We start from the raw sequence: 25699 nt of genomic DNA, 5'->3' as shown, positions 1-25699 counted from the left end.
AGGCGGAGGCGGCGGCGGTCCCAGCATCGGTTGCGTGGCGCAGGCGGCGAGGCCGAGCACGGCGACGAGACTGAGAAGCGGCTTACGCATGGCGATCCTTCCAAACCGGCACTTTATATCGTTGTCGACCACGTTAGCGCACGACATCCGTCACGTCAGCGGCGACCATTCCTCGGCCGCCGGCAGGGGCGCGAAAATCTCGTCCAACATCACGTCGGTGACATCTTCAAGGCGGGCGGGATTCCAACGCGGGGCGTTGTCCTTGTCGATGATCACCGCCCGCACGCCCTCGATGAAGTCGTGCTTGCGGACGACGCGCGAGCCGATCCGATACTCCATGGCCATGTTGTCGGCGAAGTCGGTCATGGCCGCGCCGCGCTTCAGCTGCTCGAAGGCGACCTTCATCGTCTGGGGCGACTTGGTCTTCATCACCTCCAGCTGAGCCTTGCCCCAATCGCTGGAGTCGAGGGTCAGAAATTCAACGATCTGATCGACGCTCTCGCCGACGAACAGGCGGTTGAGGTCCTGCTCGAAGCCCAGCAGCGAGGCCTTGCCGGCGTCGGCGCGGTACTTGCGCAGGGTCTCTTCGATGCGGCGCGGATCGGCGACGATGGCCTTCTTCAGCCCCTCGACGGCGCCGAACTCCACGAAGTGGGTGGCGACGCCCAGCCGCATGCAGTCCGCGCCCTTGATCCGCGCGCCTGTCAGCGCCAGCCACAGCCCCGCCTTGCCCGGCAGGCGCGGCAGGTACCATCCGCCGCCGACGTCGGGAAACAGGCCGATGCCCGTCTCGGGCATGGCGAACGTGGTGCGCTCGGTGGCGATCCGCACGTGGGCCGGCATCGAAATCCCGACGCCGCCGCCCATCACCACGCCATCCATGATCGCCACCACGGGCGTGTCGTAGGTGAACAGCAGGTGGTTGAGCTGATATTCGGTGTGGAAGAACTTCCGGGCCTCGACGCCATCCTTGGCACCGCTCTCGGCCAGCATGCGGATGTCGCCGCCGGCGCAGAAGCCCCGCTCGCCCGCATGGTCGATCAGGACCATGTAGATCTCGGGATCTTCCTGCCAGTCCAGCAGAGCGCCGATCATCGTCTCGCACATCCCCAGGGTGAGGGCGTGGAGGGCCTTGGGTCGATTGAGCGTGATGCGGCCGACGTTCTTCTCGACGCGGATCAGGACTTCGGGGTCTTCGGTCATGCTTGTCCTAGGCGGGTTCGGCGACGGGCGCGCACGACAGGCGATCGATCTGCCCGTTCGCGAGCCGGAAGATGGCGTCCTGCGGGGTGTCGAGGCGGATCACCTGCTCGCGCGGCAGACCGGCATAGGCGCCGCGCAGCATCCAGCCGGCGATGCCATGACTGACCACGACCAGCCGGCGCTCCGGCTCGGGCGCCTGATCGGCCAGCCAGCCGGAAAGGCGAGCCATGATGTCCTCGTAGGTCTCGCCGCCGGGCGACTTGAAGGCCCATTCGGGATCGCTCAGGAGCGCCGGGTTCTCACTCTTGACCTCGTCGCGCAGGCGGTTCGACCAGTCGCCGACGCTGATCTCCATCAGGCGATCCTCGAACGCGACCGGGAGACCTAGGCGCGCGCCGATGATCTCGGCGGTCTGGCGAGCGCGCCGCAAGGGACTGGCCACGATGCGCCAATCGGCCGGCGGATCGCGACGGATGAGGTCGAGCAGAAGCTCGCCCATCGCCGCCGCCTGGGCCTGCCCCAAAGGCGTCAGGTCCGACTCGGTCTGGCCCTGCATGCGGCCTTCCCGGTTGTGGAAGGTCTGGCCGTGGCGACAGAGATAAATCATCCGACGCTCACTGGCGGAACATCTCGCGGGCGATGATGACGCGCATGATCTCGTTGGTCCCTTCCAGGATCTGGTGCACCCGCAGGTCGCGCACGATGCGCTCCAGCGGATAGTCCTGGAGGTAGCCGTAGCCGCCATGCAGCTGCAAGGCGTCATTGGCCACCTGGAAGCCGGCGTCGGTGGCGAAGCGCTTGGCCATGGCGCACAGCTTGGTCGCCTCGGGGTGGCGGTTGTCCAGCGCGTGGGCCGCGCGGCGGACCATCAGGCGGGCGGCCTCCAGCTCCGTCGCCATGTCGGCCAGCTTGAACTGCAGGGCCTGGAAGTCCTTCAGCGGCCGGCCGAACTGGTTGCGGGTCTCCAGATAGGCCTTGGCGGTGTCGAGCGCGAACTGGGCGCCGCCCAGCGAGCAGGAGGCGATGTTCAGTCGGCCGCCGTCCAGGCCCATCATGGCGAAGCGGAAGCCCTCGCCTTCCTGGCCGATGCGGTTCTCGACCGGCACGCGGCAGTTGTCGAAGTTCACCTGCGCTGTCGGCTGGGCGTTCCAGCCCATCTTGCGCTCATTGGCGCCGAAGCTCAGGCCCGGCGTCCCCTTCTCGACCACGAAGGCCGAGACGCCCTTGGCGCCCTCGCCGCCCGTGCGGGCCATCACGACATAGACGTCCGAGACGCCGCCGCCGGAAATGAACGCCTTGCCGCCGTTCAGGACATAGTGATCGCCGTCCAATCTGGCCGTGGTGCGCATCGCCGCGGCGTCCGAGCCCGAGCCGGGCTCGGTCAGGCAATAGCTGGCGATCAGCGCCATGGAGGTCAGGCGCGGCAGGTAACGGCGGCGCAGATCGTCCGAACCGAACCGGTCGATCATCCACGAGGCCATGTTGTGAATGGTCAAATAAGCGGCAACGGGCACGTCGCCGTAGCTCAGGGCCTCGAAAATGATCGAGGCGTCGAGGCGCGACAGGCCGCTGCCGCCGACATCCTCGTTCACATAGATTCCGGCGAAGCCGAGCTCGGCGGCCTGGCGCAGCACGTCGACCGGGAAGTGCTTCCGCTCGTCCCAGCCGGCGGAATGCGGGGCAAGCTGTCCTTCGGCGAACGCGCGCGCCGCATCCTGGATTGCGACTTGATCATCATTCAGCGCGAAATCCATGCGCGACATCCTCCCGATCGGGGCAGAACAGCCCTCACTTGTTTCCGTCTGACTGCGGCGCCGACGGGCGGCTGTCAATCGCGCGCGCGGCGAGCGTTCCGGACGCCCGGCAGCCATCACGAAGGGTGTGGCCTGAAATCCTCCGTTACACGACTTGAATCGGCAGGAAGGCCACACCCCTTGATAACGATCCGCGTTCGGCCCAAATGGCGATCGTCGAGTCTGACCGTTCTCAACAAGAAAAACTGCATCAACGACTATGCGTTTCGTGAAACTTGCAAAGGCCGCCCTTGCGGCGACCCTGGGCATGACCGCCATCACCGCTTCGGCCCACGCCGCTGACGGCGGCGACATCGCGCGCAGCTATGGCGTCTGGCGCAATCCCAAGAACAGCGTCCATCTCGAGATCAAGGACTGCGGCCCCAGCACCTGCGGCACCGTGGTCTGGGCCAGCCCCAAGGCCGAGGCCGACGCGCGCAAGTCCGGCACGGACACCCTGATCGGCAAGCAGCTTCTGCGTGACTTCGAGGCCCAGAACAACGGCTCCCTGAAGGGCCGCGTCTGGGTCCCGACCCTGAAGGTCACCCTGGTCGGCACCGCCGAGATCGTCGATCCCAAGACCATGCGCGCCAAGGGCTGCGTGATCGGCAACTTCCTGTGCAAGTCGCAGCTGTGGACCCGGATCGACGGTCCGTCGGTGCTGGCCTCGCGCGCCGCCCCCTAAACACCGCGCTCGCGGGTTTTGCTTGATTCAACGCAAGCGCCGCGCGACCCTCTAAGTGTACGATGATCACTTGAGCGTCCGACAGAGACGCCAAGGGTCCAGGCCGCATTACGGCCGGCACGGGAGGAACGAGCATGGACGAAGCGGCGACGCTTCAGAAGACCGCGCGCGGCGCGGCCAGCGAGCATTTCGACGTCATCATCGTGGGGGCCGGCATTTCCGGCGTCGGCGGCGCCTATCACCTGACGCATCAGCGGCCGGGAACGCGCTTCGTCGTGCTGGAGGCGCTGGAGAGCTTCGGCGGCACCTGGCTGACCCACACCTATCCCGGCATCCGCTCGGATAGCGATCTCTACACTTTCGGCTACCGCTTCAAGCCCTGGGTTGGTCCGCCGATCGCCACCGCCGCCGAGATCCTGAACTACATGGGCGAAGTGATCGACGAGAACGACCTGGCCCGCCACATCCGCTATCGGCGCCGGATCACCCACGCCGAGTGGTCCAGCCAGGACAAGCTCTGGACCCTGACCGTCTCCGGCCCCGACGGCGTCGAGACCTACACCACCAACTTCCTCTGGATGTGCCAGGGCTATTACCGGCATTCGGTGGGCTACACGCCCGAATGGCCGGACATGGACCGCTACCAGGGCCGCATCGTCCACCCGCAGACCTGGCCGAAGGACCTCGACCTGAAGGGCAAGAAGGTCGTGGTCATCGGCTCCGGCGCGACCGCCGCCACCCTGGTTCCCAATATCGCCGGCGACTGCGACCACGTCACCCTGCTGCAGCGCTCGCCCACCTACTTCGTGCCCGGCCGCAACGAGAACGAGCTGGCCAACATCTTGCGCCAGCTGGAGATCGACGAAAGCTGGATCCACGAGATCGTCCGCCGCAAGGTGCTGTTCGACCAGCACGAGTTCACCCGCCGCTCGATCGCCGAGGCCGACACCGTGAAGGCCGAGCTGCTCGAAGGCGTGAAGCTGTTCCTCGGCGAGGACTTCGACATCGGGAAGCACTTCACCCCGCGCTATCGCCCCTGGCGCCAGCGGATCGCCTTCGTGCCGGACGGCGACCTTTTCCAGGGCATCGCCTCGGGCAAGGCCTCGGTCGTCACCGACGAGATCGAGCGCTTCACCGAGAAAGGGCTTCTGCTGAAGTCCGGCCAAGCGCTGGAAGCGGACGTCATCATCACCGCCACGGGCTTTGACCTCAGCGTGCTGGGCGACATCGCCTTCGAGATCGACGGCGAGCCGCTCGATTTCGCCGACACCGTCACCTATCGCGGCATGATGTTCACCGGCGTGCCGAACCTCGTCTGGGTGTTCGGCTACTTCCGCGCCAGCTGGACCCTGCGCGCCGACCTGATCGGCGACTTCGTCTGCCGCCTGCTCACGCATATGGAAAAGGCCGGCAAAAGGCAGGTCGAGGTGGCTCTGCGCCCCGAGGACAAGGCCATGAAGATCGGGAGTTGGATCGATCCCGAGGACTTCAACCCCGGCTACCTGATGCGCAACATGCACCTGTTGCCCAAGGCCGGCGACAAGCCCGAATGGCGCCACACCCAGGACTACTGGAGCGAGAAGGAGATCTTCCCGAACATCGACCTGGATGACCCGGCCTTCCGTTATTCGTAGGAGCGCTTAAGGCGCCTGCGAACTTGCCTCGGCGGGCGGCGCGGTCCAAATCAACGGCATGACCACGCCGCCTCTCGCCCCCTACCCGCACACCCGTCTGCGCCGCGTGCGCCAGAGCGACTGGGTCCGCCGCCTCGTCCGCGAGACGGAGGTCCGCCCGTCCGACCTGATCTGGTCGATGGTTGTACATGAGGGCGAAGGGACGATCCCTGTCGCCTCGATGCCGGGCGTCGAGCGCCTGTCGGTGAAGGAGGCCGCCAAGGCCGCCGTCCGCGCCCGCGACCTCGGCATCCCGGCCATCGCCATCTTCCCGCACATCGACGGTTCGCGAAAGGACGCGGCCGGCTCGATCGCCGCCGATCCGGACGGCGTCATCCCCCGCGCCGTGAAGGCGATGAAGGACGCCGCTCCCGAGGTCGGGATCATGTGCGACGTGGCGCTGGACCCCTTCACCGACCACGGCCATGACGGCGTGGTCGAGGGCGGCAAGATCCTCAACGACCCCACCATCGACCGCCTGATCGAACAGGGCCTGATGCAGGCCGAGGCCGGCGCCGACATCCTCGCGCCGTCCGACATGATGGACGGCCGCATCGGCAGGCTGCGCGCCGCGCTGGAGGGCGCGAACCACCAGGACGTGATGATCATGTCCTACGCAGCCAAGTACGCCTCGGCCTTCTACGGCCCCTACCGCGACGCCATCGGCTCGGCCAAGCTCTCCGCCGGCCAGGGCGACAAGAAGACCTACCAGATGGACCCGGCCAATACCGAGGAAGCCATCCGCGAAGTCGCCATGGACATCGCCGAGGGTGCGGACATGGTCATGGTCAAGCCCGGCATGCCCTATCTCGACATCGTCCGCCGCATCGTCGACGAGTTCCGGATGCCGACCTACGCCTTCCAGGTGTCGGGCGAATACGCGATGATCATGGCCGCCGCCCAGAACGGCTGGATCGACAAGGACCGCGCCATCCTGGAGAGCCTGACCGCCTTCAAGCGCGCCGGCGCGGCGGGGATCATCACCTATTTCGCCCCGTGGGCGGCGGAGAAGCTGGGCGCCTATAGCCCGCCATGACCCGCGTCCTCGACATCGTCACCGCCGTCATCCGCGACGAGGCCGGCCTTATGCTGCTGGTCCGCAAGCGCGGAACCTCGACCTTCATGAAACCCGGCGGCAAGCGCGACGCGGGCGAGGACGACCTGACCACCCTGGCCCGCGAGCTTGAGGAAGAGCTGGGCTGTCGTCTGGTCTCCGCCGACCTGCTCGGCCATTTCAGCGCCCCGGCGGCCAACGAGACCGGTTTCACCGTCCAGTCGGCGACCTATCTGACGACGGTTGAAGGCGACATCGCGCCGCGCGCCGAGATCGAGGAGATCGTCTGGATCGATCCAGCCGCGCCAGGCGACCTGCGCCTAGCGCCGCTGCTGGCGGAGCAGGTGCTGCCGGCGCTGCTCGAGAGCGCCTAGCCCTTCGATCCCAAGGCGCTGATCCGCCCCTGGACCATCTCCAGCGCCAGCTCCCGCGCCCGCTCGGGAGGCCGCCCTAGCAGCTCCGAGAGCGTCGGGCCGAACAGGCCCGTCCCGACGGCCAGGATGATGTTCAACAGGATGAAATCGACGATCGCGTCGCGGTCGACGCCGACGTCCTGAGCGACCCGCGTCTGGATGACCTCGTCCACCACGTCGCGGACAAGGGTCATCCGCCGGCTCTCGCCGGTCAGCTCCAGCCAGGCCGCCAGGCGCGCCGCGCCCTTCGCCTCGAAGGCCTCGAACAGGGCCTGGGCGCCGAAGCCGGGGGCCGCGCCGCCGGTGTTGAACCCCGTGATCACCGTGTCGGCCAGGGCGCGGATCATCCGCTCCATCAGCGCCGTCTCGACGCCCGAGATCGAGCCGAAGTGGTGGATGACATTGGCGTGGACGACGCCGGCGGCCTTGGCGACGTCGGCCAGCTTCAGGGCCTGCGGGCCGTGTTCGACCAGGATCGCCTCGGCGGCGGCCAGGATGTTCTCGCGCGCGGCCTCGGGCGAGCGGCGGATACGGGTCGGACGAGGCGCGGACGCTTCTATTGACATTTTTGTCAGTACAACCAAATCTGAGGCTCTAAGGCCGATGTCCAAGCCCTAAACCGGCGGAGCCCAGAACGCCATGACCCACACCGCGACCCAAGCCAAGCACACGCCCGACGACCTTGACGTCACCCCGCGCGACCTCCGGTTCGACCTCGCCTCGGCCCGCCAAGGCCACTGGCTGGGCGGCGACCCGGTCGGCACGGCGGTGTTCAACGCCCTGTCCCTGACCTTCCCGGACGGCGAGCGGATGTTCATGGACGCCGTGAAGGCCTATCGCGATCGCCTGACCGGCAAGCTGGCCGAGGACGCCCGGGGCTTCATGGTCCAGGAGGCGATCCACTCGCGCGAGCACCATCAGCTGAACAGCCTGATCGACCGCGAGCGCTATCCTGTGGCGGAGATCGAGGAGACGATCCGCGGCCGCGTGAAGATGGCGCGCGATCGGGGTCCGATGGCCATGCTGATCTCGACCATCGCGCTGGAGCACTTCACGGCCATGATGGCCGAAATGCACGCGCGCCATCGCGACCTCTTCGCTACGACCGATCCCGAGATCGAGAAGCTGTGGCGCTGGCACGCCATGGAGGAGACCGAGCACAAGGCGGTCGCCTACGACGTCTTCCTGGAGGTGACCAAGGACTGGTCGCCGCTGAAGCGCTACTACGTCCGCTGCCGGGCCATGGCGCTGGTGACGCTCATGTTCACCCGCAACATCAGCCGCTACGCCGCCCGTCTGCTGGAGACCGACGGCTACACGCCCAAGGCGGCGCTGAAGGCGGTGAAGCGCTATGTCTGGCGCGAGCCGGGCATCTTCAGCCGTGGGGCCAAGACCTATTTCGCCTGGTATCGCCCCGGTTTCCATCCCTGGGACCAGGACGACCGCGCGCAGTTCGCCGACTGGAAAGCGGAATTCGACGCGGCCGTCGCCTGAGGCTTGCCGGGTAAAAGGTGGTCGGCTAGGGCTGCGCCGCCGCGCCTCTCAGGTCTGAGCGCCGGCCAACGAGCGCTTCGGCGCTCATCTTGCCGGGGGGCTTTGCGATGCGATTGGGCGCGGTGTCGTCGACGATGATCCTGGGCGGCGCCCTGCTGTCTCTGGCGGCCTGCCAGCCCAAGCCGACGGCCGCGCCGGGCGCCTTGCTGGGCTGGGCCTATCCGCAGGGGCCCAAGGTCAATCTGCCGCCCTATCCCAGCGGCCCGCAACACATCCCCGGCAGCACGGTGACCTATACCGGCGAGGCGCTGAACAAGGGCGCGGGCCCGCCCGACTGGTTTCCCGACAGCCACCCGCCAGCGCCCGAGGTCGTCGCCCAAGGCCGCAAGGGCCTGATGGCCTGCGCCGAATGCCACCAGATCGGCGGCGGCGGCTCGCTGGGCACGCCGAACCTGGCCGGACTGTCGGCGGACTACATCGTCCAGCAGGTGCGCGAATTCCGCGAAGGCCGGCGCGCGTCTTGGCGCGCCAACTGGCCCACGAACCAGGACATGATCAAGGTCGCCAAGACCGTCACCGACGAGGAGCTGGCGGCCGCCGCGGCCTACTACGCCGCCCTGTCCTACAAGCCGCGCGTGCGCGTCGTGGAGGGCGAGACCGCGCCGGCGACCAAGCCGAACTACTATGGCTGGCTGGACCTCGATCCCGGCAAGCCGCCGCAAGCATTGAACGGCCAGGTCATTGAAGTGGCGGAGGACTGGCCGCGCATGCTGCTGGCCGATCCGAACGCGGTGATCGTGGTTCACGCGCCGGTCGGCGCGACGGCGCGGGGCAAGGCCCTGGCGGAAAGCGGCGGCGGCAATGGCCAGCCCTGCGCGGCGTGTCACGGCCCGGGCCTGAAAGGCTCGCCGGTCGCCCCGCCCCTGGCGGGACGGTCGGCGGCGTACATCGCGCGGCAGTTGCTGGACATCAAGACCGGCGCGCGGAGCGGGCCGTCGGTGAGTCAGATGCAGGGGCCGGCGCGGGGGTTGGATGACGAGGAGATCCGGGATCTCGCTGTCTACGCGGCGTTGTTGCGGCCGTAGCTCAATTTTCGATTGAGTTTCATCGTGCGCTCGCCATGCTGCGGTCATGGTCCCGCGCGACGCTTCCATAGCGGTCTACATGATGGCGAACAGGCCCTACGGCACGCTCTATATCGGCGTGACCAGCCTGTTCGAGGCGCGTCTCGTTCAGCATCGAGAGAAGCAGCTTAAGGGCTTCACCCAGAAGTATGGGCTGACGCGGCTCGTCTGGTATGAGACCCACGACGAAATGACATCAGCCATCCATCGCGAAAAGCGGCTGAAGGAATGGCCGAGGCAATGGAAGATCAACCTGATCGAGCGGGACAATCCTCGGTGGGATGACCTCTATGATCAGGTGATGAACTGGACGCCGGTACCGCGTCAGTTCTAACCACCAACCCAACAGCCCCGTCATCCCGCGCTTTATGCGCGGGACCCATGGTTCAGCTTCCACGTGAGGGCGTGAGCTTTCTCCGCACGTGCGACGGACAAATGGGTCCCGCGCATAAAGCGCGGGATGACGGGTTTTGTGTGGGAGGGCTTCTCCCTATCCCGCGATCAAACCAAAGTCCGCCACCTGCCCCATCGCATCACGCACCGCCGCCAGCGTCCGCAGGCGGTTGTCGCGGTGTTCGGGCTCGTTGACGAAGACTCCGTCCAGATAGGCGTCCACCGGACCGCGCAGTTCGGCCAGCTGGGTCATGGCGCCGGTGAAGTCTTCCTTCGCCAGCGTTTCCTTCAGCGGCTTATCGAGCAGGCGCAGGGCGTTGTAGAGCCCCACCTCGGCGTCGCTGTCGGCGGTCGGCGCCTGCATCTCGCCGGTCGGCAGCGGGCCCTTCTTCTCCTCGGCCTTGAGGATGTTGGACGCGCGCTTGTAGCCGGCCAGCAGGTTCTTGCCGTCGTCGGTCTTCAGGAAGCCGTCCAGGGCCTGGACCCGCGCGACGATGCGGGCGAGGTCGTCGTCGCCCAGCGCGAACACTGCGTCGACGAGGTCGTGACGCTTGCCCTGGTCGCGGAGCGTGACCTTGAGGCGGTCGGCGAAGAAGGCGATCAGGTCTTCCTTGCCGAACTGGGCGAGCGACACCCGCAGCCCGTTCTCAAGAACAATCCGGATCACGCCCAGCGCCGCGCGACGCAGGGCGTACGGGTCCTTGGACCCCGTCGGCTTCTCATCGATCGCGAAGAAGCCCACCAGCGTATCCAGCTTGTCCGCCAGCGCCACGGCGATCGCCAGCGGCGCGGTCGGGACGGCGTCGGAGGGGCCTTGCGGCTTGTAGTGGTCCTGGATGGCGGCGGCGATCTCGGGGTCGAGGCCGGCTTCGCGGGCGTAGTAGCCGCCCATCAGGCCCTGCAGTTCCGGGAACTCGCCGACCATGCCCGAGGCCAGGTCCGCCTTGGCCAGACGCGCGGCTTCCTTGGCCTTGGCGACATCGGCGCCGACCAGCGGAGCGATCTCGCCGGCCAGGGCGACGATGCGCTCGACGCGCTGGGCCATGGTGCCCAGCTTGGCGTGGAAGGTCACGCCGTCCAGCTTCTTGAGCCAGGCGTCGAAATTGCCGGCCTTGCGGTCCTCGTCCCAGAAGAAGCGGGCGTCGGACAGGCGCGCCGAAAGCACCTTGGCGTTGCCGGCGGCGATCACCTTGCCGCCGTCGGCGGCTTCGATGTTGGCGATGGTGATGAAGTGCGGGGCCAGACCCGGCTCGCCGGGCTTCTTGACCGCGAAGTACTTCTGGTGCGTGCGCATCGAGGTGCGGATCACCTCGGGCGGCAGGTCCAGGAACGACGGGTCCATGTCGCCCAGCACCGGCGTCGGCCATTCGGCCAGGCCCGCGACTTCGTCGAGCAGGCCCTGGTCCTCGACCATCTCCAGGTGACGCGCGAAGCACAGGGTCTTGCAGCCCTCGAGGATGCGCTGCTTGCGCTCCTCGACGTCCAGCACGACGAAGTGCTTTTCCAGCCCGGCGGCGTATTCGTCGAAGTCCTTGGCGACGAAGGGCTTGGCCTCACCCATGAAGCGGTGGCCTTCGGTGACGTCGCCGCTTTCGATCCCTTCGATCGAGAACGGCACGACCTCGCGGTCCAGCACGCACAGGATGCGCTTCAGCGGCCGCACCCAGCGCAGCTTCTTGTAGCCCCAGATCATCGACTTGGGCCAAGGGAAGCCCCGGACGATGGCCTCGACCATCTCGGCGACGATTTCTGCGGTCGGGCGGCCCTTCTTTTCGATGAAGGCCATGTAGACGCCGTCGCGCTCGACCAGCTGGTCCTGCGTCAGGCCGGTCTTGCGCAGGAAGCCTTCCATGGCCTGCGGCGGCGCGCCGACGCGCGGGCCCTTCAGCTCTTCCTTGCGGTCGGCCTGGGCCAGCGGCAGGCCCTCGGCCACCAGGGTCAGGCGGCGCGGACCGGCGAAGGTCGTCAGGGCCTCGGGCAGGAAGCCGGCGGCGGCCAGGTGCTCGCGCGCCATGCGCTCCAGGTCCTTGGCGGCCTGGGCCTGCATGCGAGCGGGGATCTCTTCCGAGAACAGTTCGAGGAGAAGTTGGGGCATCGTGACTTACGCGGCTTCCTGCTGCTCGACCCAGGCGCTGGCGCACATCTTACAAAGGTCGCGGATGCGGCCGATGTAGCTGGCGCGCTCGGCGACGGCGATCGCGCCGCGGGCGTTCATCAGGTTGAAGAGGTGGCTGGCCTTGAGGACCATGTCGTAGGCGGGCAGCACCAGGGCCTTGCCCTGGTACGAGCGGGCCAGCATCAGCGGCACCTGCTCTTCCATCTGCTCGAACTGCTGCTTGAGCACGGCGACGTCGTAGCCATGGAAGTTGGCTTCCGACTGCTGGCGCTCGTTCTCCAGGAACACCTCGCCATAGGTCGTGGCGCCCAGAACCGAGTCCGGGTCGTTGAACGGCAGGTCATAGACGTTGTCGACGCCGAACACGTACATGGCCAGGCGCTCCAGGCCATAGGTGAGCTCGCCAGCGACGGGCGAGACGTCCAGGCCGCCGACCTGCTGGAAGTAGGTGTATTGCGACACCTCCATGCCGTCGCACCAGACCTCCCAGCCCAGGCCCCAGGCGCCGACGGTCGGGTTCTCCCAATCGTCCTCGACGAAGCGGATGTCGTGGGTGCGCAGATCAAGGCCGATCGCGTCCAGCGAGCCGAGATACAGGTCCTGCATGTTCTCGGGGTTCGGCTTCAGGATGACCTGGTACTGATAGTAGTGCTGCAGGCGGTTGGGGTTCTCGCCATAGCGGCCGTCGCCCGGACGGCGCGAGGGCTGCACATAGGCCGCGTTCCAGGGCTTGGGGCCCAGGGCGCGCAGCACCGTGGCCGGGTGCAGGGTCCCCGCCCCCACCTCGACGTCGTGCGGTTGCAGGATCACGCAACCCTGGCGGCTCCAATAGTCATGGAGCGTCAGGATCAGGCTTTGGAAGGACTTGGGTTTTTCGCGCGACATCAATCGAAGCAGGCCTAGAAAAAAGTCGGCGGACCATAGGGCCCGCCGACCGGTGCTTCAAGCGATGTCCGGCGCGCGCCGGACGAAAGTCCGAGAGCCTAGTTGCCCTTGGGCGTGGTGCGCTTGCCGGCGTTCGACTCCGGCGCGCCGTACTTGGCGCGGTTGGCCGTCGTGTCGGCGACCGGGCCGTTGGAGACGACGTTGGCGTCGCCGGGCTTAAGGGCGGCCTGGGCGTCCGGCGATTGCGAGGACAGCGGCACGACGCCCGAGGCGCTGACACCGGCCGCCGGAGCGGCCATGGCCGAGGGCGAGGCGGCCGGGTCGGCGGCCATGTCGGTGGCGGTCGCAGGCGTCGCCGGGGTCGGGTTGGTCGAGGTGGTGGAGGCGCTCGGGACCTGGGCGCCGGCCGTCTCCGGCGGCGCGGGCGGCGAGACCTGCTCGTTGGCGGCGACGTTCATGGTCGCGGCGACGTCGGTGGCGGCCGGCGCGGAAGCCGCTTGCAGGCCCGGCACGTCCTTGGGCAGCAGGACCTTGTCGACGACGTGCAGCACGCCGTTGGTGGCCATGACGTCGGCTTGGACGATGGTGGCGCCGTCGACCATCGGCGTCGCGCCGCTGCCGTCCAGCATCAGGGGCGAGCCCTCGACGCTTTTGACCTCGCCCTTGGCGCCCTTGATCTTGCTGGAGTCCACCTTGGCGTTGATCAGGTGGTAGGTCAGCACCTTCTGCAGCAGCGGGCCGTTGTCCGGCGCCATCAGCTTGTCCAGTTCGCCGGCCGGCAGGGCCGCGAAGGCCGCGTCGGTCGGGGCGAACAAGGTCAGGTTCTGGTTGCTCTTCAGGACGCTGGTCAGGTTCACCGACGAGACGGCCTTCAAAAAGGTGCTGAACTGGCCCGAAGCCTGGGCGGTCTGGATCAGATCCCCCTTGGCGACGACGGGCGACGCGGCGGCCGGCGCCTGCGCGGCGGGCGCCGGGGCGGCCGTGGTCTGGGCATGAGCCGCGCCGGCCATCAGGGCGATCGCGGCGGCGGCGGTCAGGAGGCGCTTGGTGGTCATGGTCGAGGTCCTTTCGGTTCGAGCGGTTTACGCCCAAGCCTGGGACTCGGTTCCAGGATCACGCCGTCGTGATCACCTTGGCCGTTACTTGAAGAAGAACACCATCGCCGCGCCACAGACGATCAGGCCGAAGCCGACCATCGTCGTCCACTTGATCGGCTCTCCCAGGTAGAAATAGGAAAACAGCGTAAAGACGATCAGGGTGATCGCCTCCTGGCCGGTCTTGAGCTGAGCCGTGGAATACATGCCGCTGCCGAGCCGATTGGCCGGGACCGCCAGCATGTATTCAGGCAAGGCGATCAGCCAGCTTGAAATGATTGCGACCGGCAGGGCCAGGCTTTTGTGCTTCAGATGGCCGTACCAGGCGAAGGTCATGAAGATGTTGGACGCCACCAGCATGAGCCAGGGCGCGATCTTCAGGACGAGAGGCGGCATGCGGGTGGTCTCCAGAGCGGGGCGGTAGGAAGCGCGGCACCCTAGGACAAGTGGGGGCTCGGAGGCCAGCGCCGTCCCGTCCCGCAAAAACGCTATTTTCCGGCGCAACCGAAGCGCTCGACGCCCAAAAATTGGGCGCCGAAGCCAATTCCTTTGCGAAAGCTTTTCAGCGCGCGCCTTCACGGAACCGTCGCCGATAGCGTGGCCAAGCCGGGGAACCGATGCGGCGCGTGAAGCGCGGCGTCGGCGGTGAATGACACCGGGGGCGGTCTCGCTTCCCACAATCAAAGCAGACAAGCCCGCAGGACGGCGGGCCGGAGCAAGGCGGATGAAACTGATCATAGCGGTCGTCAAACCCTTCAAGCTGGACGAGGTGCGCGAAGCGCTCGTCGCCGCCGGCGTCGAAGGCCTGACGGTGTCGGAAGTGAAGGGCTACGGCCGCCAGAAGGGCCAGACCGAGATCTATCGGGGCGCTGAGTACCAGGTAAACTTCGTGCCGAAGGTGAAGCTGGAAGCGGTCGTCGACGACGCGTCCGCCGCCAAGGCGGTCGAGGCCGTCAAGGCCGCCGCCGCGACCGGCAAGATCGGCGACGGCAAGATCTTCGTCGTGAACGTCGAGGAAGCCGTTCGCATCCGCACCGGCGAAACCGGCTCGGCCGCGCTGTAATCGGGAACAAGGGGATACCGAGATGAAACTCACCTTCAAACCGCTGGCGGGGCTTATGCTCGCCGCGACCATCGCGGGGGCTCCGCTGGGGGCGACCGCCTTCGCCCAGGAGGCCGCGCCCGCGCCGGCCGCCGCCACCGCCGCGCCGGCCGAAGCCGCCCCGGCTCCGGCGCCCGCGGCGACGCCCGCTCCCGCCCCGGCCGCCGCGCCCGCCATCGTCGACAAGAACGACAAGGGCGACAACGCGTGGATGCTGACCTCCTCGCTGCTCGTGCTGCTGATGATCCTGCCCGGCCTGGCGCTGTTCTACGGCGGCCTGGTCCGCGCCAAGAACATGCTGTCGGTCATGATGCAGGTCTCGACCGTCGCCCTGATCGGCTTCGTGGCCTGGGTGCTGTGGGGCTACAGCTTCGCCTTCACCGACGGCGGCGGCCTCGACACCTTCGTGGGCGGTTTTGGTCGCCTGTTCCTGAAGGACGTCACCCCCGCCAGCAATGTCGCGACCTTCTCGACCGGCGTGGTGATCCCCGAGTTCACCTTCATCTCGTTCCAGTCGACCTTCGCGGCCATCACGGCGGCCCTGGTGGTCGGTTCGCTGGTCGAGCGCATGAAGTTCGCCGCCATCGTCGCCTTCGCCGTGCTGTGGCCGCTGCTGTCGTACTATCCGATGGCTCACATGGTCTGGTGGTGGCCGGGTCCTGACGCGATCGCCACGGCGCCGACCGCGCCGGTCAAGTCGGGCCTGATCTGGGGCTTCGGCGCCCTGGACTTCGCCGGCGGCACCGTCGTCCACATCAACGCCGGTATCGCCGCCCTTGTCGGCGCCCTGGTCCTGGGCAAGCGCCAAGGCTTCGGCAAGGAGCCGATGCCGCCGCACTCGCTGACCCTGACCCTGGTCGGCGCGGGCCTGCTGTGGGTGGGCTGGTTCGGCTTCAACGCCGGTTCGAACCTGGAGTCGAACGGCTACGCCTCGCTGGCCATGATCAACACCTTCGTCGCCACCGCGGCCGCCGGCCTGTCGTGGATCATCGTCGAGTGGGCCACCCGCGGTAAGCCGTCGGCCCTGGGCCTGGCCTCGGGCATCGTCGCCGGCCTCGTCGCCGTCACCCCGGCCGCCGGCTTCGCCGGACCGATGGGCTCGGTGATCCTGGGCCTGGTCGTCTCGCCGATCTGCATCTTCTTCTGCTCGGTCGTGAAGAACGCCTTCAAGTACGACGACAGCCTGGACGCCTTCGGCATCCACGGCGTCGGCGGCATCGTGGGCGCCATCGCCACCGGCCTGCTGGTCAACCCCGCCTGGGGCGGCGCCGGCGTCGTCGACTACACCAGCTGCGCCAAGGACGGCGACATCTCGACCTGCGACAACGCGGTCTACAGCCTGGGCACCCAAGTGATGGCCCAGCTGAAGGGCGTGGGCGTCACCATCGTCTGGTCGCTGGTCGCCTCGCTGATCGTCTTCTTCGTGATCAAGCTGATCATCGGCCTGAAGGCTTCGCCGGAAGCCGAAGAAGAAGGCCTGGATATCTCGGAACACGGCGAGCGCGCCTACCACAGCTAAGGCTGGGGTAGCGCTTCACCGGAGGGCGAAGGGCGCGGAGAGCAATCTCCGCGCCCTTTTTCGTTGCGACTCGGACCGCCTTGGCCAAGCTGCGCCGGAAAGTGCTCTCGACCGGAGATCGTCATGGACGCCCAACTCTTCCTGCTCTGCGTCCTGACCTTCGTGATTCATCTGATCGGCGCCCTGGCCTATGCGGTGCGGATCGCCGGGGTGCGCACACGGCGGATCGCCATGTCGTTCGCCCTGTTCAATGTGCTGGTGCTGCTGTCGCGCGCCTCGAACGCCTTCCAGGGCCCGTTCCTGTCCAAGCGGATCGAGACCAACCTCGCAGCGGGCACAGGCGGACACCTGCTGACGGACTTCCAGTGGCTGATGGCCAGCGCCAGCCTGGCGGCCCTGGTCGGCGCCTTGGCCATCCCGACCGCCCAGCGCCTGTTCACCCGGGCCGTCGCTCACTTCCAAGTCCACCGCTCGATTCCGAAGCTGCTGATGCACGCCTTCGCCAAGGGCGGCCTCGCCTATGTCCGCGACGCGGTCGCCCTGCCCTCGCCGGCCCATATCCCGGCGCTCAAGCAGAAGATCGACTTCCCGGCGCGGGTGATCGTGCTCAACGTCCTGGCCCAGGCCCTGCTGACGGTGGGGGTCTTCGCCTCGCTCTACGCCGGCTACCTGGATCCGCAATTCCGGGTCACGGCGGTCAGCCTGTCGGCGGCGATCAACGGCGTGGCGACCATCCTGCTGTTCGTGCTGATCGATCCGGCGCTGTCGATCATGACCGACGACGTCATGGACGGCCGGGTCAGCGAGCCCGCCTTCCGCCGAGCCGTCGTCTGGTTCGCGGGCAGTCGCGTGGCCGGTACGATGTTGGCGCAGCTGCTGCTCGTCCCGGCGGCCAGCGGCGTCGTCCTGCTGGCGCGCCTGATATGACGGTTCGCCAGCGCCAGGCGGCGCGCGTCATCCTGTTCGACGAGCGCAACCGTGTGCTGCTGATCCGCTTCTCGATCACGCGCCGAGACGGGACCGTCGTGTTCTGGGCCACGCCGGGCGGCGGGCTCGAGGGCGATGAAGACCCGCTCGACGGCGCGAAACGCGAGTTGATGGAGGAGCTTGGGCTGGACCTGCCGCTGACGGGTCCCATTCACAAGGCCACCGCCGTGTTTGAGCACGAAGGCGCGCTGCTCGAGAACACCGACACTTTCTTCCTGGGCCGCTGCGCCGCCTCCGCGCCGCGACTGGACGGCGTCGACGACGCCGAACGCAAGGCGATGCAGACCCTCCGCTGGTGGGACGCCGACGAGATCGCCGACAGCGCCGAGCCGATATTCCCCGCCGACTTGGCCGAAGTCGTCCGGCGTGTGGCGCGCGCCTAAATCCGCCGCGCGCTGGTGATCGGCACGACGGGATCCAGCATCTGGCCTTCCATGACCGGGTTGGTCGCCTTACCGGGCGTGGGCAGGTTGAGGATCTTGTGGACGATCTCCATGCCCTTGATCACCTGGCCGAAGGCGGCGAAGCCCAGGTTGTCGCCCTCTCCCCCGGGATTGGCGTCCAGGTACGGCGCCTCGCCCACGCAGATGAAGAAGTCGCTGTCGCCCGTGCCCGGCTCCTTGCGGGCCAGCGACACGGTCCCGTCCGCGTGGCGAAGGCCCGTCTGGCTGGTCGGCTCGTGCGCGATCGGCGGCAGCACCTTCTTGGGGTCGCCCTGCAGCCCGCCTTCGATCAGGCCGTAGTCCACAGGGCTCTTGGCCTTGGCCGATCGCCAGAAGCTCGCGCCGTCGTAGCGCTTGTCGTCGACATAGCGCAGGAAGTTGGCCGTGGTCAGCGGGGCCTGCCTGACCTTCAGGGCGATGACGATCGGACCCAAGCTCGTCTCCAGCGCCACCAGCACGTCGCCCGGCCCCGGCACGATCGGCGCGGGCGCCAGGTTCAAGATCTGGGCCGACGCCAGCCCCGGCGCGGCGGCCAGGCCGCCCAGGGCGGTGAGGACGTCACGGCGCTTCATGGCTCTCTCCTAGCTCAGGCGGCAGCGCCGCACCCACCAGTCCGGCCGCACCGCCTCGATGCGCTCGGCCAGGGTTTCGGCCTCGATGTCGCCCGCGCAGAGCGCAAAGCAGGTCGCGCCCGAGCCCGACATCCGGACCAGCAGACTTTCGGCCTGGTCGCGCAGCACGTCCAGCGCCTCGCCGATCAGGGGCTGCAGCGCCACGGCGGGCGCTTCGAGGTCGTTACGGGTGGCGACCGCCAGCCAGGCGGCGGCCTCCTCGGCGGTCTCCAGTTCCGGCGGAACGAACGGCCGAGCGGCCCCTTCAGGATGCACGGCGGCGTCATAGGCGCGATAGACCGCGCCGGTCGGTGAAGGCACGCCTGGATTGACCAGCACCGCGTGCAGGGGCGGCAAGTTCGGGGCTGGGGAAAGCACCTCCCCTCGTCCCTCCGCCATTAGAGCCGTCGCGCGGAGACAGGCCGCGCCATCCGCCCCCAGGCTCGCCGCCAGGGGCTCGAGATCATCGTCGGTGAACCCCGGGGCCAAGGCGTCGCGCAGCAGCTTCAGGGCCGCGCCGGCGTCGCTGGAGCCGCCGCCCAGTCCCGCCGCGATCGGCAGGCGCTTGTCGAGGATCAGGCGATAGGGCGGAACCGGCCCGCCCAGCCTGGCGTGGAACGCCCGCGCCGCACGGAGCACCAGATTGTCGTCCCCCGCCGGAATGCTGGCCCCAAACGGCCCCGTCGTCTCGAACGCGGGCGCGTCGCTGGGCTGGATCATCACCTGATCGCCGACGTCGGCGAACACCATCAGGCTGGAAATCGGGTGATAGCCCTCGGCGTCCGGCCCACCGACATGGAGGAACAGATTGACCTTGGCGGGCGCGAACGCGGAAAGCCGCATGACTCTTCAGAACTCGGTTGAAGGCGAGGCCTTGCGATAGCTCAGTTGTTGGCGGCCGTCGACTTCACGACCGGCGCACCCGCGGGACCCAGGCCATTCTTCAGCTTGGCTTCAGCCTCGGCCTTCTGCTTGTCGTCGGGCTCCAGGCTCAGGACCCGCCGCCACTGGAACACGGCCTCGGTCTTGCGCCCCACCTGCCAATAGGCGTCACCGAGATGCCCGTTGATGTCGGGGTCGCCCGGCTCCAGCTCGACCGCGGCCTCCAGCTTCTGGACGGCGGTCTTGTAGTCGCCCAGCCGGTAATAGGCCCAGCCCAGCGAGTCGAGCATCGCGCCGGACTGCGGCCGCGCATTGACGGCCCTCTGGACCATGGCCAGGGCGTCCTTCAGGTTCTCGCCGCGATCGATCCAGCTGTAGCCCAGGAAGTTCAGCAACTCCGGCTCTTCGGGATTGAGCTTCAGCGCCGTCTTCAGGTCGCGCTCGGCTTCGGGCCAGCGCCCGCCCTGCTCCAGCGACACCGCGCGCAGGTACAGCAGGCGCCAGTCGGGCGAAACGCCCTCGCGGGCGATCAGCGGATCGAGCACGGACACGGCGTCGTTCCATTGGCCGCCCGAGCGCAGCAGGTCGGCCAGCGCCACCTGGGCGTCGCGATCGCCGGGCGCGGCGGCGGCCGCGGCGCGGGCGACTTCCAGCGCCTTGGCCTTGTCGCCCAGGTCATTGAGGGCCCAGGCGGTCTTGGTCTGGGCGGTCACATAGTGGGTCGAGGTCGGCGGCACATGGGCCAGGGCCTCGATCGCGCCCTTGGGATCCTCGTTCTGGTTCATCAGGTCGCCGAGCAGCACCCAGGCCTCGTCACGCGCCGGATCCAGTCTCAGAGCGAGACGCAGATAGGCCTGGGCGAACTGCGCCTGCCGCTCGCCGGCGAAGGTGGCCGCGCAGGCGATCAGGCCTTCAGCCGCGCCTTGGCGGATGGTCGGAAGCGGCGGCGGCGTCCCCTTGGCGGCGGCGCGGGCCCGCGCCCTCATCAGGCCGATGTCGTTAGGGGCGGTGCGCAAGGCGGTGTCGTACAGCGCCACGGCGTCCTCATGCCGCTTGCGACGCTCCAGGAACGCGCCGTAGTCCAGCGTGAAGATGCTGGCGGTCGCGGCGTTCGACGTCAGCGCCTTGTAGTCGGTCTCGGCCTCGTCGTAGCGCTTGGCGCGCTCGAAGATGCGCGCCTGGCCCTGTTGGCCGAAGAACTGCACCAGCTTGTCGTTGCGCAGGGTCGGCTGGACCACAGCGCCATCCTTGTCGCCGGCCAGCGCGGCCGTCCAGGGCGCCAGCAAGGCCGCGGCCTGCTGGTGTGGAAAGCCGGGCGGCGAGGTCGTCAGCAGCGTATTGGCGGTCTTGCCATCGCCCACGGCGATCGCCTCGACCACGCGAGTCAGGACGCTCAGCCGCTTGACCGCCTCGGTCGTATCCGCGCCGGTGGGCGCGACCGCCGCGGCGCGGGTGATGTCGCCGGCCAGCAGCAAGGCGGTGAAGGCCCGCTCGTCGATCACGCCGGAGCCGCTGTCCATCGCGGCCGCGGCGTCGAAATAGGTCGCCGCCTGCTTGGACTGACCATCGCGCAAGGCCGCCTGGCCGGCGAGGAACTGACCGTAAGAGCTGCGGGTGTCGAACAACGGCGACCCCAAGGCGATCGGGCCGCGCATCGTGATTTCGCGGGGCACGCTCGAACAGGCCGCCAGGGCCGCCACGGAAACGCAGGCGAGGAGGACTTTGATACGCGTCATCCCCGCACCCTCCGAGGTTTCGGGGCGGTCCGCAACAAAAAGCCTCCCGGCTTGAACCGGGAGGCTTCCGAGCGCTTCAGGCGCGGCGCTTACATGTTCGGATAGTTCGGACCGCCGCCGCCTTCCGGTGTTGTCCAGACGATGTTCTGCGACGGGTCCTTGATGTCGCAGGTTTTGCAGTGGACGCAGTTCTGGGCGTTGATCTGGAAGCGCGGGTCCTGCCCCTGCTCGTTGTAGAGCACCTCGTAGACGCCGGCCGGGCAGTAGAGGCGCGCCGGCTCGCCGTACTTGGGCAGGTTCACCGCGATCGGGATCGACGGGTCCTTCAGCTTCAGGTGCGCCGGCTGGTCTTCCTCGTGGTTGGTGGCCGACAGGAAGACGCTCGACAGCTTGTCGAAGCTGATCACGCCGTCGGGCTTGGGATAGACGATCGGCTGGTAGTCCTTGGCCAGGCCCGTGGAGGCCGCGTCGGTCTTGTCGTGCGGCAGGGTGCCGAAGAACGAGAAGCCGAACAGGTGGTTGGTCCACATGTCCAGCATGCCGAAGGCGCCGCCCAAAGCGGTGCCGAACTTGCCCAGCAGCGGCTTGGCGTTGCGGACGATCTTGAGTTCCTTGGCCACCCACGACTTTTCGTAGGACGCCTGGTAGGCCGTCAGCTCGTCGCTGGCGCGGCCGGCCTGGACCGCCTCGAACGCGGCCTCGGCGGCCAGCATGCCGGTCTTGACCGCGTTGTGGCTGCCCTTGATGCGCGGCACGTTGACGAAGCCGGCCGAGCAGCCGATCAGCGCCCCGCCCGGGAAGGTCAGCTTCGGCACCGACTGGTAGCCGCCCTCGGTGATGGCCCGCGCGCCATAGGCGATGCGCTTGCCGCCTTCCAGATAGGGCCGCACGGAGGGGTGCTGCTTGAAGCGCTGGAACTCGTCGAACGGCGACAGCCAGGGGTTCTTGTAGTTCAGGTGCACGACGTAGCCGATGGCCACGTAGTTGTCCCCGAAGTGGTACATGAAGCTGCCGCCGCCGGTCTTGTTGTCCAGCGGCCAGCCGGTCGTGTGCTCGGCCAGGCCCGGCTGGTGCTTCTCCGGCGGGACCTGCCACAGCTCCTTGATGCCGATGCCGTACTTCTGCGGCGACTTGCCCTCGTCCAGCTTGAACTTGGCGATCAGCTGCTTGGCCAGCGAGCCGCGCACGCCCTCAGCGATGAAGACGTACTTGCCGTGCAGCTCCATGCCCGGCTGGTAGTCCGGCTTGTGGTGGCCGTCCTTGGCGATGCCGACGACGCCGACGACCACGCCCTTGACCGAGCCGTCGTCGTTCCAGACCAGATCAGAGGCCGCAAAGCCCGGATAGATCTCGACGCCCAGCTCCTCGGCCTTGGTGGCGAGCCAGCGGGTCAGGTTGGCCAGCGAGGCGATATAGCAGCCGTGGTTATGCATGAACGGCGGCATGGCGAACATCGGCAGGGAAAGCTCGCCCTGCGGACCCAAGAGCTTGAAGCGGTCCTTGGTGACCGGCGTCTCAAGCGGCGCGCCCTCTTCCTTCCAGTTCGGGAACAGTTCGGCCAGGCCCTTGGGGTCGATCACCGCGCCCGACAGGATGTGCGCGCCGACTTCCGAGCCCTTTTCCAGCAAGGCCACCGAAATCTCGGTCCCGACCTTGGCGGCCATCTGCTTGAGCCGGATCGCGGCCGAGAGCCCCGCGGGACCGCCGCCGACGATCACGACGTCGTACTCCATCGACTCGCGTTCGAGGTCTTCGCTCATGGGTTCTCCCGGCTGGGCCGACCGGCCCGTCTTATCGCTGTTTGAATCACAGCTTATCCTGACGTGACGCGGAGGCGGTCAAGCGTCCGCCGTAAATTTTCGCTGCGCCGCAGCGTGGATAGGACCTTCTCAACGCTCCGGGGTTCCGAATTCGTCGCCCGCTTTCGCCAAAAGCGCTGACTTTTTCGGTCGTCCCGCTTTATGACGGTGACATGAGCCCCGCCGTCGATCAACGCGCCGTCGAGAGCCTGCTGGCCTTCTGGGCCGATGCGGGCGTCGAGGTCTCGTACGCCGACGCGCCGATCGATCGACTGGCCGAGGGCGCGGCGATGCTTCGGGCCCGGAGCCAGCCGCCGCCGCCTCCGCCGCCCATGCGGCCGAGCCTGGCCGCCGTGCGCGGTCCCGATGTCGCCACGGCGATCGCCGCGGCCAGGGCCGCCGCCGCCGCCTGCCAGGATCTCGACAGCCTGGCCGCCGCCATCGCCGCCTTCGACGGCTGTTCGCTGAAGACGCAGGGCGCCAAGCAGGCGGTGTTTTCGCGGGGCGTCGCCGACGCGCCGCTGATGATCATCGGCGAAGGTCCCGGCGCCGACGAGGACGCGCAAGGCGCGCCGTTCGTTGGCCGCGCGGGCAAGCTGCTGGATCGGATGCTGAAGGCGGCGGGCCTGGAAGGCCGCGCCTTCATCACCAACACCGTCTTTTGGCGTCCGCCCGGCAACCGCACGCCGACCCCGCAGGAGCAGGCCGTCTGCGCCCCCTTCGTCGAACGCGCCATCGCGCTGGTGAAGCCGAAGATGCTTCTGCTGGCCGGCGGCGCTTCGGCCAAGGCGATGCTGAAACGCGACGAGGGCATCCTGACCATGCGCGGCCGCTGGTTCGAGTGGCTGTCCGAGGACAAGGCCACCGAGCTGCCGGCCATGCCGACCCTGCACCCAGCCTTCCTGCTGCGGACCCCGGCCCAGAAAAAGAAGGCGTGGCAAGACCTTCTGACATTAACCGAACGGCTTGATCGCCCCGAGCGGCCCCACTAGAACTCTCGCCGACCAGTTGAACGGGGACGCGCGACTTCGGGGGCGCGCGGATGGCTTTTGCAGCTTTGGACTCGCGCTCTGGCCGTGGTTTCGGCCTTCCTCCTCAGCTTTACGATCGCGCACGCCAGCGCGCTCGAGCCGTTGTCGCAGGACGACGCCCGCGCCTATCGCGCAGCCTTCGCCGCCGTCGATCGCGGTGACTTCGACGCCGCCGAAGCGGCCTTCGCCAACACCCGCGACCGCAGCCTGTCCGGCCGCCTGGCCTTCGCCAAGCTGATGCATCCAACGCTTTATGCGGCGCGCTATGACGAGCTGACCGGCTGGCTGGACCGCTATGCCGACGAAGCGGGCGCGGAGCGGATCTACGCCCTGGCGGTCAAGCGCAAGCCCGCCGGCAAGGCTGTCGCCGCGCCGATGGCGCCGGCCCTATTCGTCGCGGGCGACCGCAAGCCGCCGGCGGCCGACAAGGGCCGCGCCGCCCGCGAGGCCTATTATTCCGGCGACGTCCGCCGGGCCCTGTCCCTGGCGATCGCCAGCGGCGAGCGCTGGATCGCGGGGCTCTCCGCCTATCGGCTCGGCGACGCTGGCCAGGCCCAGAGGTTCTTCCAGCAGGTCGCCGACGATCCGGGCCAGGACGAGTGGATGCGCGCCGCCGGCGCCTTCTGGGCCGCGCGGGCGGCCAGCCAGGCCGGCGGGGAGGACCGCGCCCGCCAGTGGCTGGTCAAGGCCAGCGCCGCGCCCCACACCTTCTACGGCATGATCGCCTCACGGCAGCTGGCCCTGGCGGGCATGGCGACGTCGGATGACCTGGAAGATCCGATCGCGGCCCTGCTGACCCGCGCCGCCTACGCTGGTCCTGACAGCGCCTCTCTGGATCGCCTGCTACGCTCGGATCCGCGCGCCCACCGCGCCGCCGCCCTGGCTCAGATCGGTCGCTGGCGCGAAGCCGGCGAGGAGCTGCGCGCCGGTCTTTCGCTGGCCGAGAGCGAGAACCTGCGCGGCGACTGGACGACGCTGGCCCTGGCGCTCAACGCCAACGCGCCGCTGAACGCGGGCCGCCCGACGCGCCGGGTCGGCGGCGAGGACTATCCCCTCCCCGCCCTGGAGCCGATCGGCGGCTTCACGCTCGACAAGGCCCTGGTCTACGCCCTGGTGCGCCAGGAGAGCCGCTTCGACCCGCTGGCGGTCTCGAACGCCGGGGCCGTGGGCCTGATGCAGGTGATGCCGGTCGCCGCCGCGCGCGCCGCCGGCGACGACAAGCTGCTCGCCGACACCACGCCGTTGTTCGATCCAGCCTTCAATCTGCGGGTCGGCCAGGACTATTTCACCTGGCTGATGGATCGCGGCCTGCAGAGCCCCGACATCCTCCGCGCCGTTGCGGCCTATAACGGCGGACCGGGCACGCTGAACCGCACGCTGCAGCAACTGGGCGCCGACTGCGACAGCCTGCTGCTGATCGAGAGCCTGCCGTTCCAGGAGACCCGCAACTACGTCGAGAAGGTGATGGCCAGCTACTGGACCTACCGCAGGCTGATGGGCGCGGAGAACCGCACGCTCGACGCCGTGGCCAGCGGCGCGCGGCTGGTCGATTTCCGGCTGGACCCCAAGGTGCAGCAGGTCACCTCGATCGGCGAGCTGGTCAGCGCCCTGCCGTAGGGCCGGTCTTGACCTCCGACCTCCTCGGCGAACGCCGGGGCCCAG

At 68.1% G+C, this 25699-nt stretch carries 26 protein-coding genes and 1 pseudogene; 14 read left to right on the top strand and 13 right to left on the bottom strand.

The genetic code is table 11. The features are described from left to right. From DI526_RS12810 to DI526_RS12795, 4 genes are all read right to left on the bottom strand, one after another. Positions 1-90: lipoprotein (locus DI526_RS12810; protein WP_304278431.1), on the bottom strand; the 90-nt coding region annotated here is incomplete at its 3' end. Between the two features lie 60 nt (positions 91-150). Beyond that, positions 151-1203 (bottom strand): enoyl-CoA hydratase/isomerase family protein, encoded by a 1053-nt coding sequence (locus DI526_RS12805; protein ID WP_304278425.1) that lies wholly within the window; start codon positions 1201-1203, stop codon positions 151-153. 7 nt (positions 1204-1210) lie between these two features. Continuing rightward, positions 1211-1810, bottom strand: a complete 600-nt coding sequence (locus DI526_RS12800; protein WP_304278424.1) for a histidine phosphatase family protein — start codon at positions 1808-1810, stop codon at positions 1211-1213. Positions 1811-1817: 7 nt separating this feature from the next. Further along, on the bottom strand, positions 1818-2966 hold the full coding sequence (locus DI526_RS12795; protein ID WP_304278419.1) for an isobutyryl-CoA dehydrogenase: 1149 nt from the start codon (positions 2964-2966) through the stop codon (positions 1818-1820). Between the two features lie 250 nt (positions 2967-3216). Here DI526_RS12795 and DI526_RS12790 point away from each other — a divergent pair, with 250 nt between their 5' ends. The 4 genes from DI526_RS12790 (at position 3217) to DI526_RS12775 (ending at position 6782) form a co-directional block, all read left to right on the top strand. Then, positions 3217-3681 carry a DUF2147 domain-containing protein gene (locus DI526_RS12790; RefSeq protein WP_304278417.1) on the top strand — a complete coding sequence of 155 codons (465 nt, stop codon included), beginning with the start codon at positions 3217-3219 and terminating at the stop codon, positions 3679-3681. Between the two features lie 134 nt (positions 3682-3815). Next, positions 3816-5315 (top strand): NAD(P)/FAD-dependent oxidoreductase, encoded by a 1500-nt coding sequence (locus DI526_RS12785; RefSeq protein ID WP_304278414.1) that lies wholly within the window; start codon positions 3816-3818, stop codon positions 5313-5315. A 58-nt stretch (positions 5316-5373) separates the two neighbouring features. Continuing rightward, positions 5374-6390, top strand: coding sequence for a porphobilinogen synthase (hemB, locus tag DI526_RS12780; protein ID WP_304278409.1), 1017 nt, complete (start codon positions 5374-5376; stop codon positions 6388-6390). After that, a complete protein-coding gene (locus DI526_RS12775; RefSeq protein ID WP_304278407.1) occupies positions 6387-6782 on the top strand; it encodes an NUDIX domain-containing protein in 396 nt (131 codons plus the stop codon). Before hemB ends, DI526_RS12775 begins: the two co-directional genes overlap by 4 nt. On the opposite strand, the gene DI526_RS12770 is transcribed toward DI526_RS12775, so the two are convergent. Further along, positions 6779-7405 (bottom strand): TetR/AcrR family transcriptional regulator, encoded by a 627-nt coding sequence (locus DI526_RS12770; RefSeq protein WP_304278404.1) that lies wholly within the window; start codon positions 7403-7405, stop codon positions 6779-6781. The genes DI526_RS12775 and DI526_RS12770 overlap by 4 nt on opposite strands. A gap of 55 nt (positions 7406-7460) precedes the next feature. On the opposite strand from DI526_RS12770, the gene DI526_RS12765 reads away from it, so the two are divergent. From DI526_RS12765 to DI526_RS12750, 4 genes and pseudogenes are all read left to right on the top strand, one after another. Then, positions 7461-8315 carry a metal-dependent hydrolase gene (locus DI526_RS12765; RefSeq protein ID WP_304278401.1) on the top strand — a complete coding sequence of 285 codons (855 nt, stop codon included), beginning with the start codon at positions 7461-7463 and terminating at the stop codon, positions 8313-8315. A 122-nt stretch (positions 8316-8437) separates the two neighbouring features. After that, a complete protein-coding gene (locus DI526_RS12760; RefSeq protein WP_304278400.1) occupies positions 8438-9400 on the top strand; it encodes a c-type cytochrome in 963 nt (320 codons plus the stop codon). 46 nt (positions 9401-9446) lie between these two features. Beyond that, positions 9447-9773, top strand: coding sequence for a GIY-YIG nuclease family protein (locus DI526_RS12755; protein ID WP_304278397.1), 327 nt, complete (start codon positions 9447-9449; stop codon positions 9771-9773). A gap of 47 nt (positions 9774-9820) precedes the next feature. Beyond that, positions 9821-9907: pseudogene (locus DI526_RS12750) on the top strand (hypothetical protein); the annotation flags it as partial. A 22-nt stretch (positions 9908-9929) separates the two neighbouring features. On the opposite strand, the gene glyS reads toward DI526_RS12750, so the two are convergent. The 4 genes from glyS to DI526_RS12730 all read right to left on the bottom strand — a co-directional run bounded on the left by glyS (position 9930) and on the right by DI526_RS12730 (position 14323). Continuing rightward, complete coding sequence (gene glyS, locus DI526_RS12745) at positions 9930-11927, bottom strand: glycine--tRNA ligase subunit beta (RefSeq protein WP_304278394.1); 1998 nt, start codon at positions 11925-11927, stop codon at positions 9930-9932. Positions 11928-11933: 6 nt separating this feature from the next. Continuing rightward, positions 11934-12833: a glycine--tRNA ligase subunit alpha gene (locus DI526_RS12740; RefSeq protein WP_304278391.1), complete on the bottom strand. Its 900-nt coding sequence runs from the start codon at positions 12831-12833 to the stop codon at positions 11934-11936. Positions 12834-12931: 98 nt separating this feature from the next. After that, positions 12932-13888 (bottom strand): fasciclin domain-containing protein, encoded by a 957-nt coding sequence (locus tag DI526_RS12735; RefSeq protein ID WP_304278390.1) that lies wholly within the window; start codon positions 13886-13888, stop codon positions 12932-12934. A gap of 84 nt (positions 13889-13972) precedes the next feature. After that, positions 13973-14323, bottom strand: coding sequence for a DMT family protein (locus DI526_RS12730; RefSeq protein WP_304278388.1), 351 nt, complete (start codon positions 14321-14323; stop codon positions 13973-13975). Between the two features lie 328 nt (positions 14324-14651). On the opposite strand from DI526_RS12730, the gene DI526_RS12725 reads away from it, so the two are divergent. The 4 genes from DI526_RS12725 to DI526_RS12710 all read left to right on the top strand — a co-directional run bounded on the left by DI526_RS12725 (position 14652) and on the right by DI526_RS12710 (position 17918). Next, the gene (locus DI526_RS12725) at positions 14652-14990 is read left to right on the top strand and encodes a P-II family nitrogen regulator (RefSeq protein WP_304278385.1); all 339 of its coding nucleotides are present in this window, start codon (positions 14652-14654) and stop codon (positions 14988-14990) included. 22 nt (positions 14991-15012) lie between these two features. Beyond that, positions 15013-16548: an ammonium transporter gene (locus tag DI526_RS12720; RefSeq protein WP_304278382.1), complete on the top strand. Its 1536-nt coding sequence runs from the start codon at positions 15013-15015 to the stop codon at positions 16546-16548. Positions 16549-16671: 123 nt separating this feature from the next. Then, complete coding sequence (locus tag DI526_RS12715) at positions 16672-17475, top strand: lipid II flippase Amj family protein (RefSeq protein WP_304278379.1); 804 nt, start codon at positions 16672-16674, stop codon at positions 17473-17475. After that, positions 17472-17918: an NUDIX hydrolase gene (locus DI526_RS12710; RefSeq protein ID WP_304278375.1), complete on the top strand. Its 447-nt coding sequence runs from the start codon at positions 17472-17474 to the stop codon at positions 17916-17918. Before DI526_RS12715 ends, DI526_RS12710 begins: the two co-directional genes overlap by 4 nt. Here the strand turns inward: DI526_RS12710 and DI526_RS12705 are convergent. The 4 genes from DI526_RS12705 to DI526_RS12690 form a co-directional block, all read right to left on the bottom strand. After that, on the bottom strand, positions 17915-18550 hold the full coding sequence (locus DI526_RS12705) for a peptidylprolyl isomerase (protein WP_304278372.1): 636 nt from the start codon (positions 18548-18550) through the stop codon (positions 17915-17917). The two genes, DI526_RS12710 and DI526_RS12705, sit on opposite strands and share 4 nt — an antisense overlap. Before the next feature lie 9 nt (positions 18551-18559). Beyond that, the gene (locus tag DI526_RS12700; RefSeq protein WP_304278370.1) at positions 18560-19432 is read right to left on the bottom strand and encodes a 4-(cytidine 5'-diphospho)-2-C-methyl-D-erythritol kinase; all 873 of its coding nucleotides are present in this window, start codon (positions 19430-19432) and stop codon (positions 18560-18562) included. A gap of 41 nt (positions 19433-19473) precedes the next feature. Then, complete coding sequence (locus tag DI526_RS12695; RefSeq protein ID WP_304278368.1) at positions 19474-21207, bottom strand: tetratricopeptide repeat protein; 1734 nt, start codon at positions 21205-21207, stop codon at positions 19474-19476. Positions 21208-21296: 89 nt separating this feature from the next. Further along, positions 21297-22967 (bottom strand): electron transfer flavoprotein-ubiquinone oxidoreductase, encoded by a 1671-nt coding sequence (locus DI526_RS12690; RefSeq protein WP_304278365.1) that lies wholly within the window; start codon positions 22965-22967, stop codon positions 21297-21299. Between the two features lie 212 nt (positions 22968-23179). Between DI526_RS12690 and DI526_RS12685 the strand changes: the two genes are divergently transcribed. Then, positions 23180-23998 carry a uracil-DNA glycosylase gene (locus tag DI526_RS12685; RefSeq protein WP_304278362.1) on the top strand — a complete coding sequence of 273 codons (819 nt, stop codon included), beginning with the start codon at positions 23180-23182 and terminating at the stop codon, positions 23996-23998. Between the two features lie 57 nt (positions 23999-24055). Beyond that, a complete protein-coding gene (locus DI526_RS12680) occupies positions 24056-25654 on the top strand; it encodes a lytic transglycosylase domain-containing protein (protein WP_304278359.1) in 1599 nt (532 codons plus the stop codon). Positions 25655-25699 lie beyond the last annotated feature (45 nt).

The organism is Caulobacter segnis, assembly GCF_003243465.1.
In the GTDB taxonomy this organism is placed as follows: domain Bacteria; phylum Pseudomonadota; class Alphaproteobacteria; order Caulobacterales; family Caulobacteraceae; genus Caulobacter; species Caulobacter segnis_A.
The sequence above is the reverse complement of the archived record's forward strand: the minus strand, read 5'-3'. Positions and strand labels throughout refer to the sequence as shown.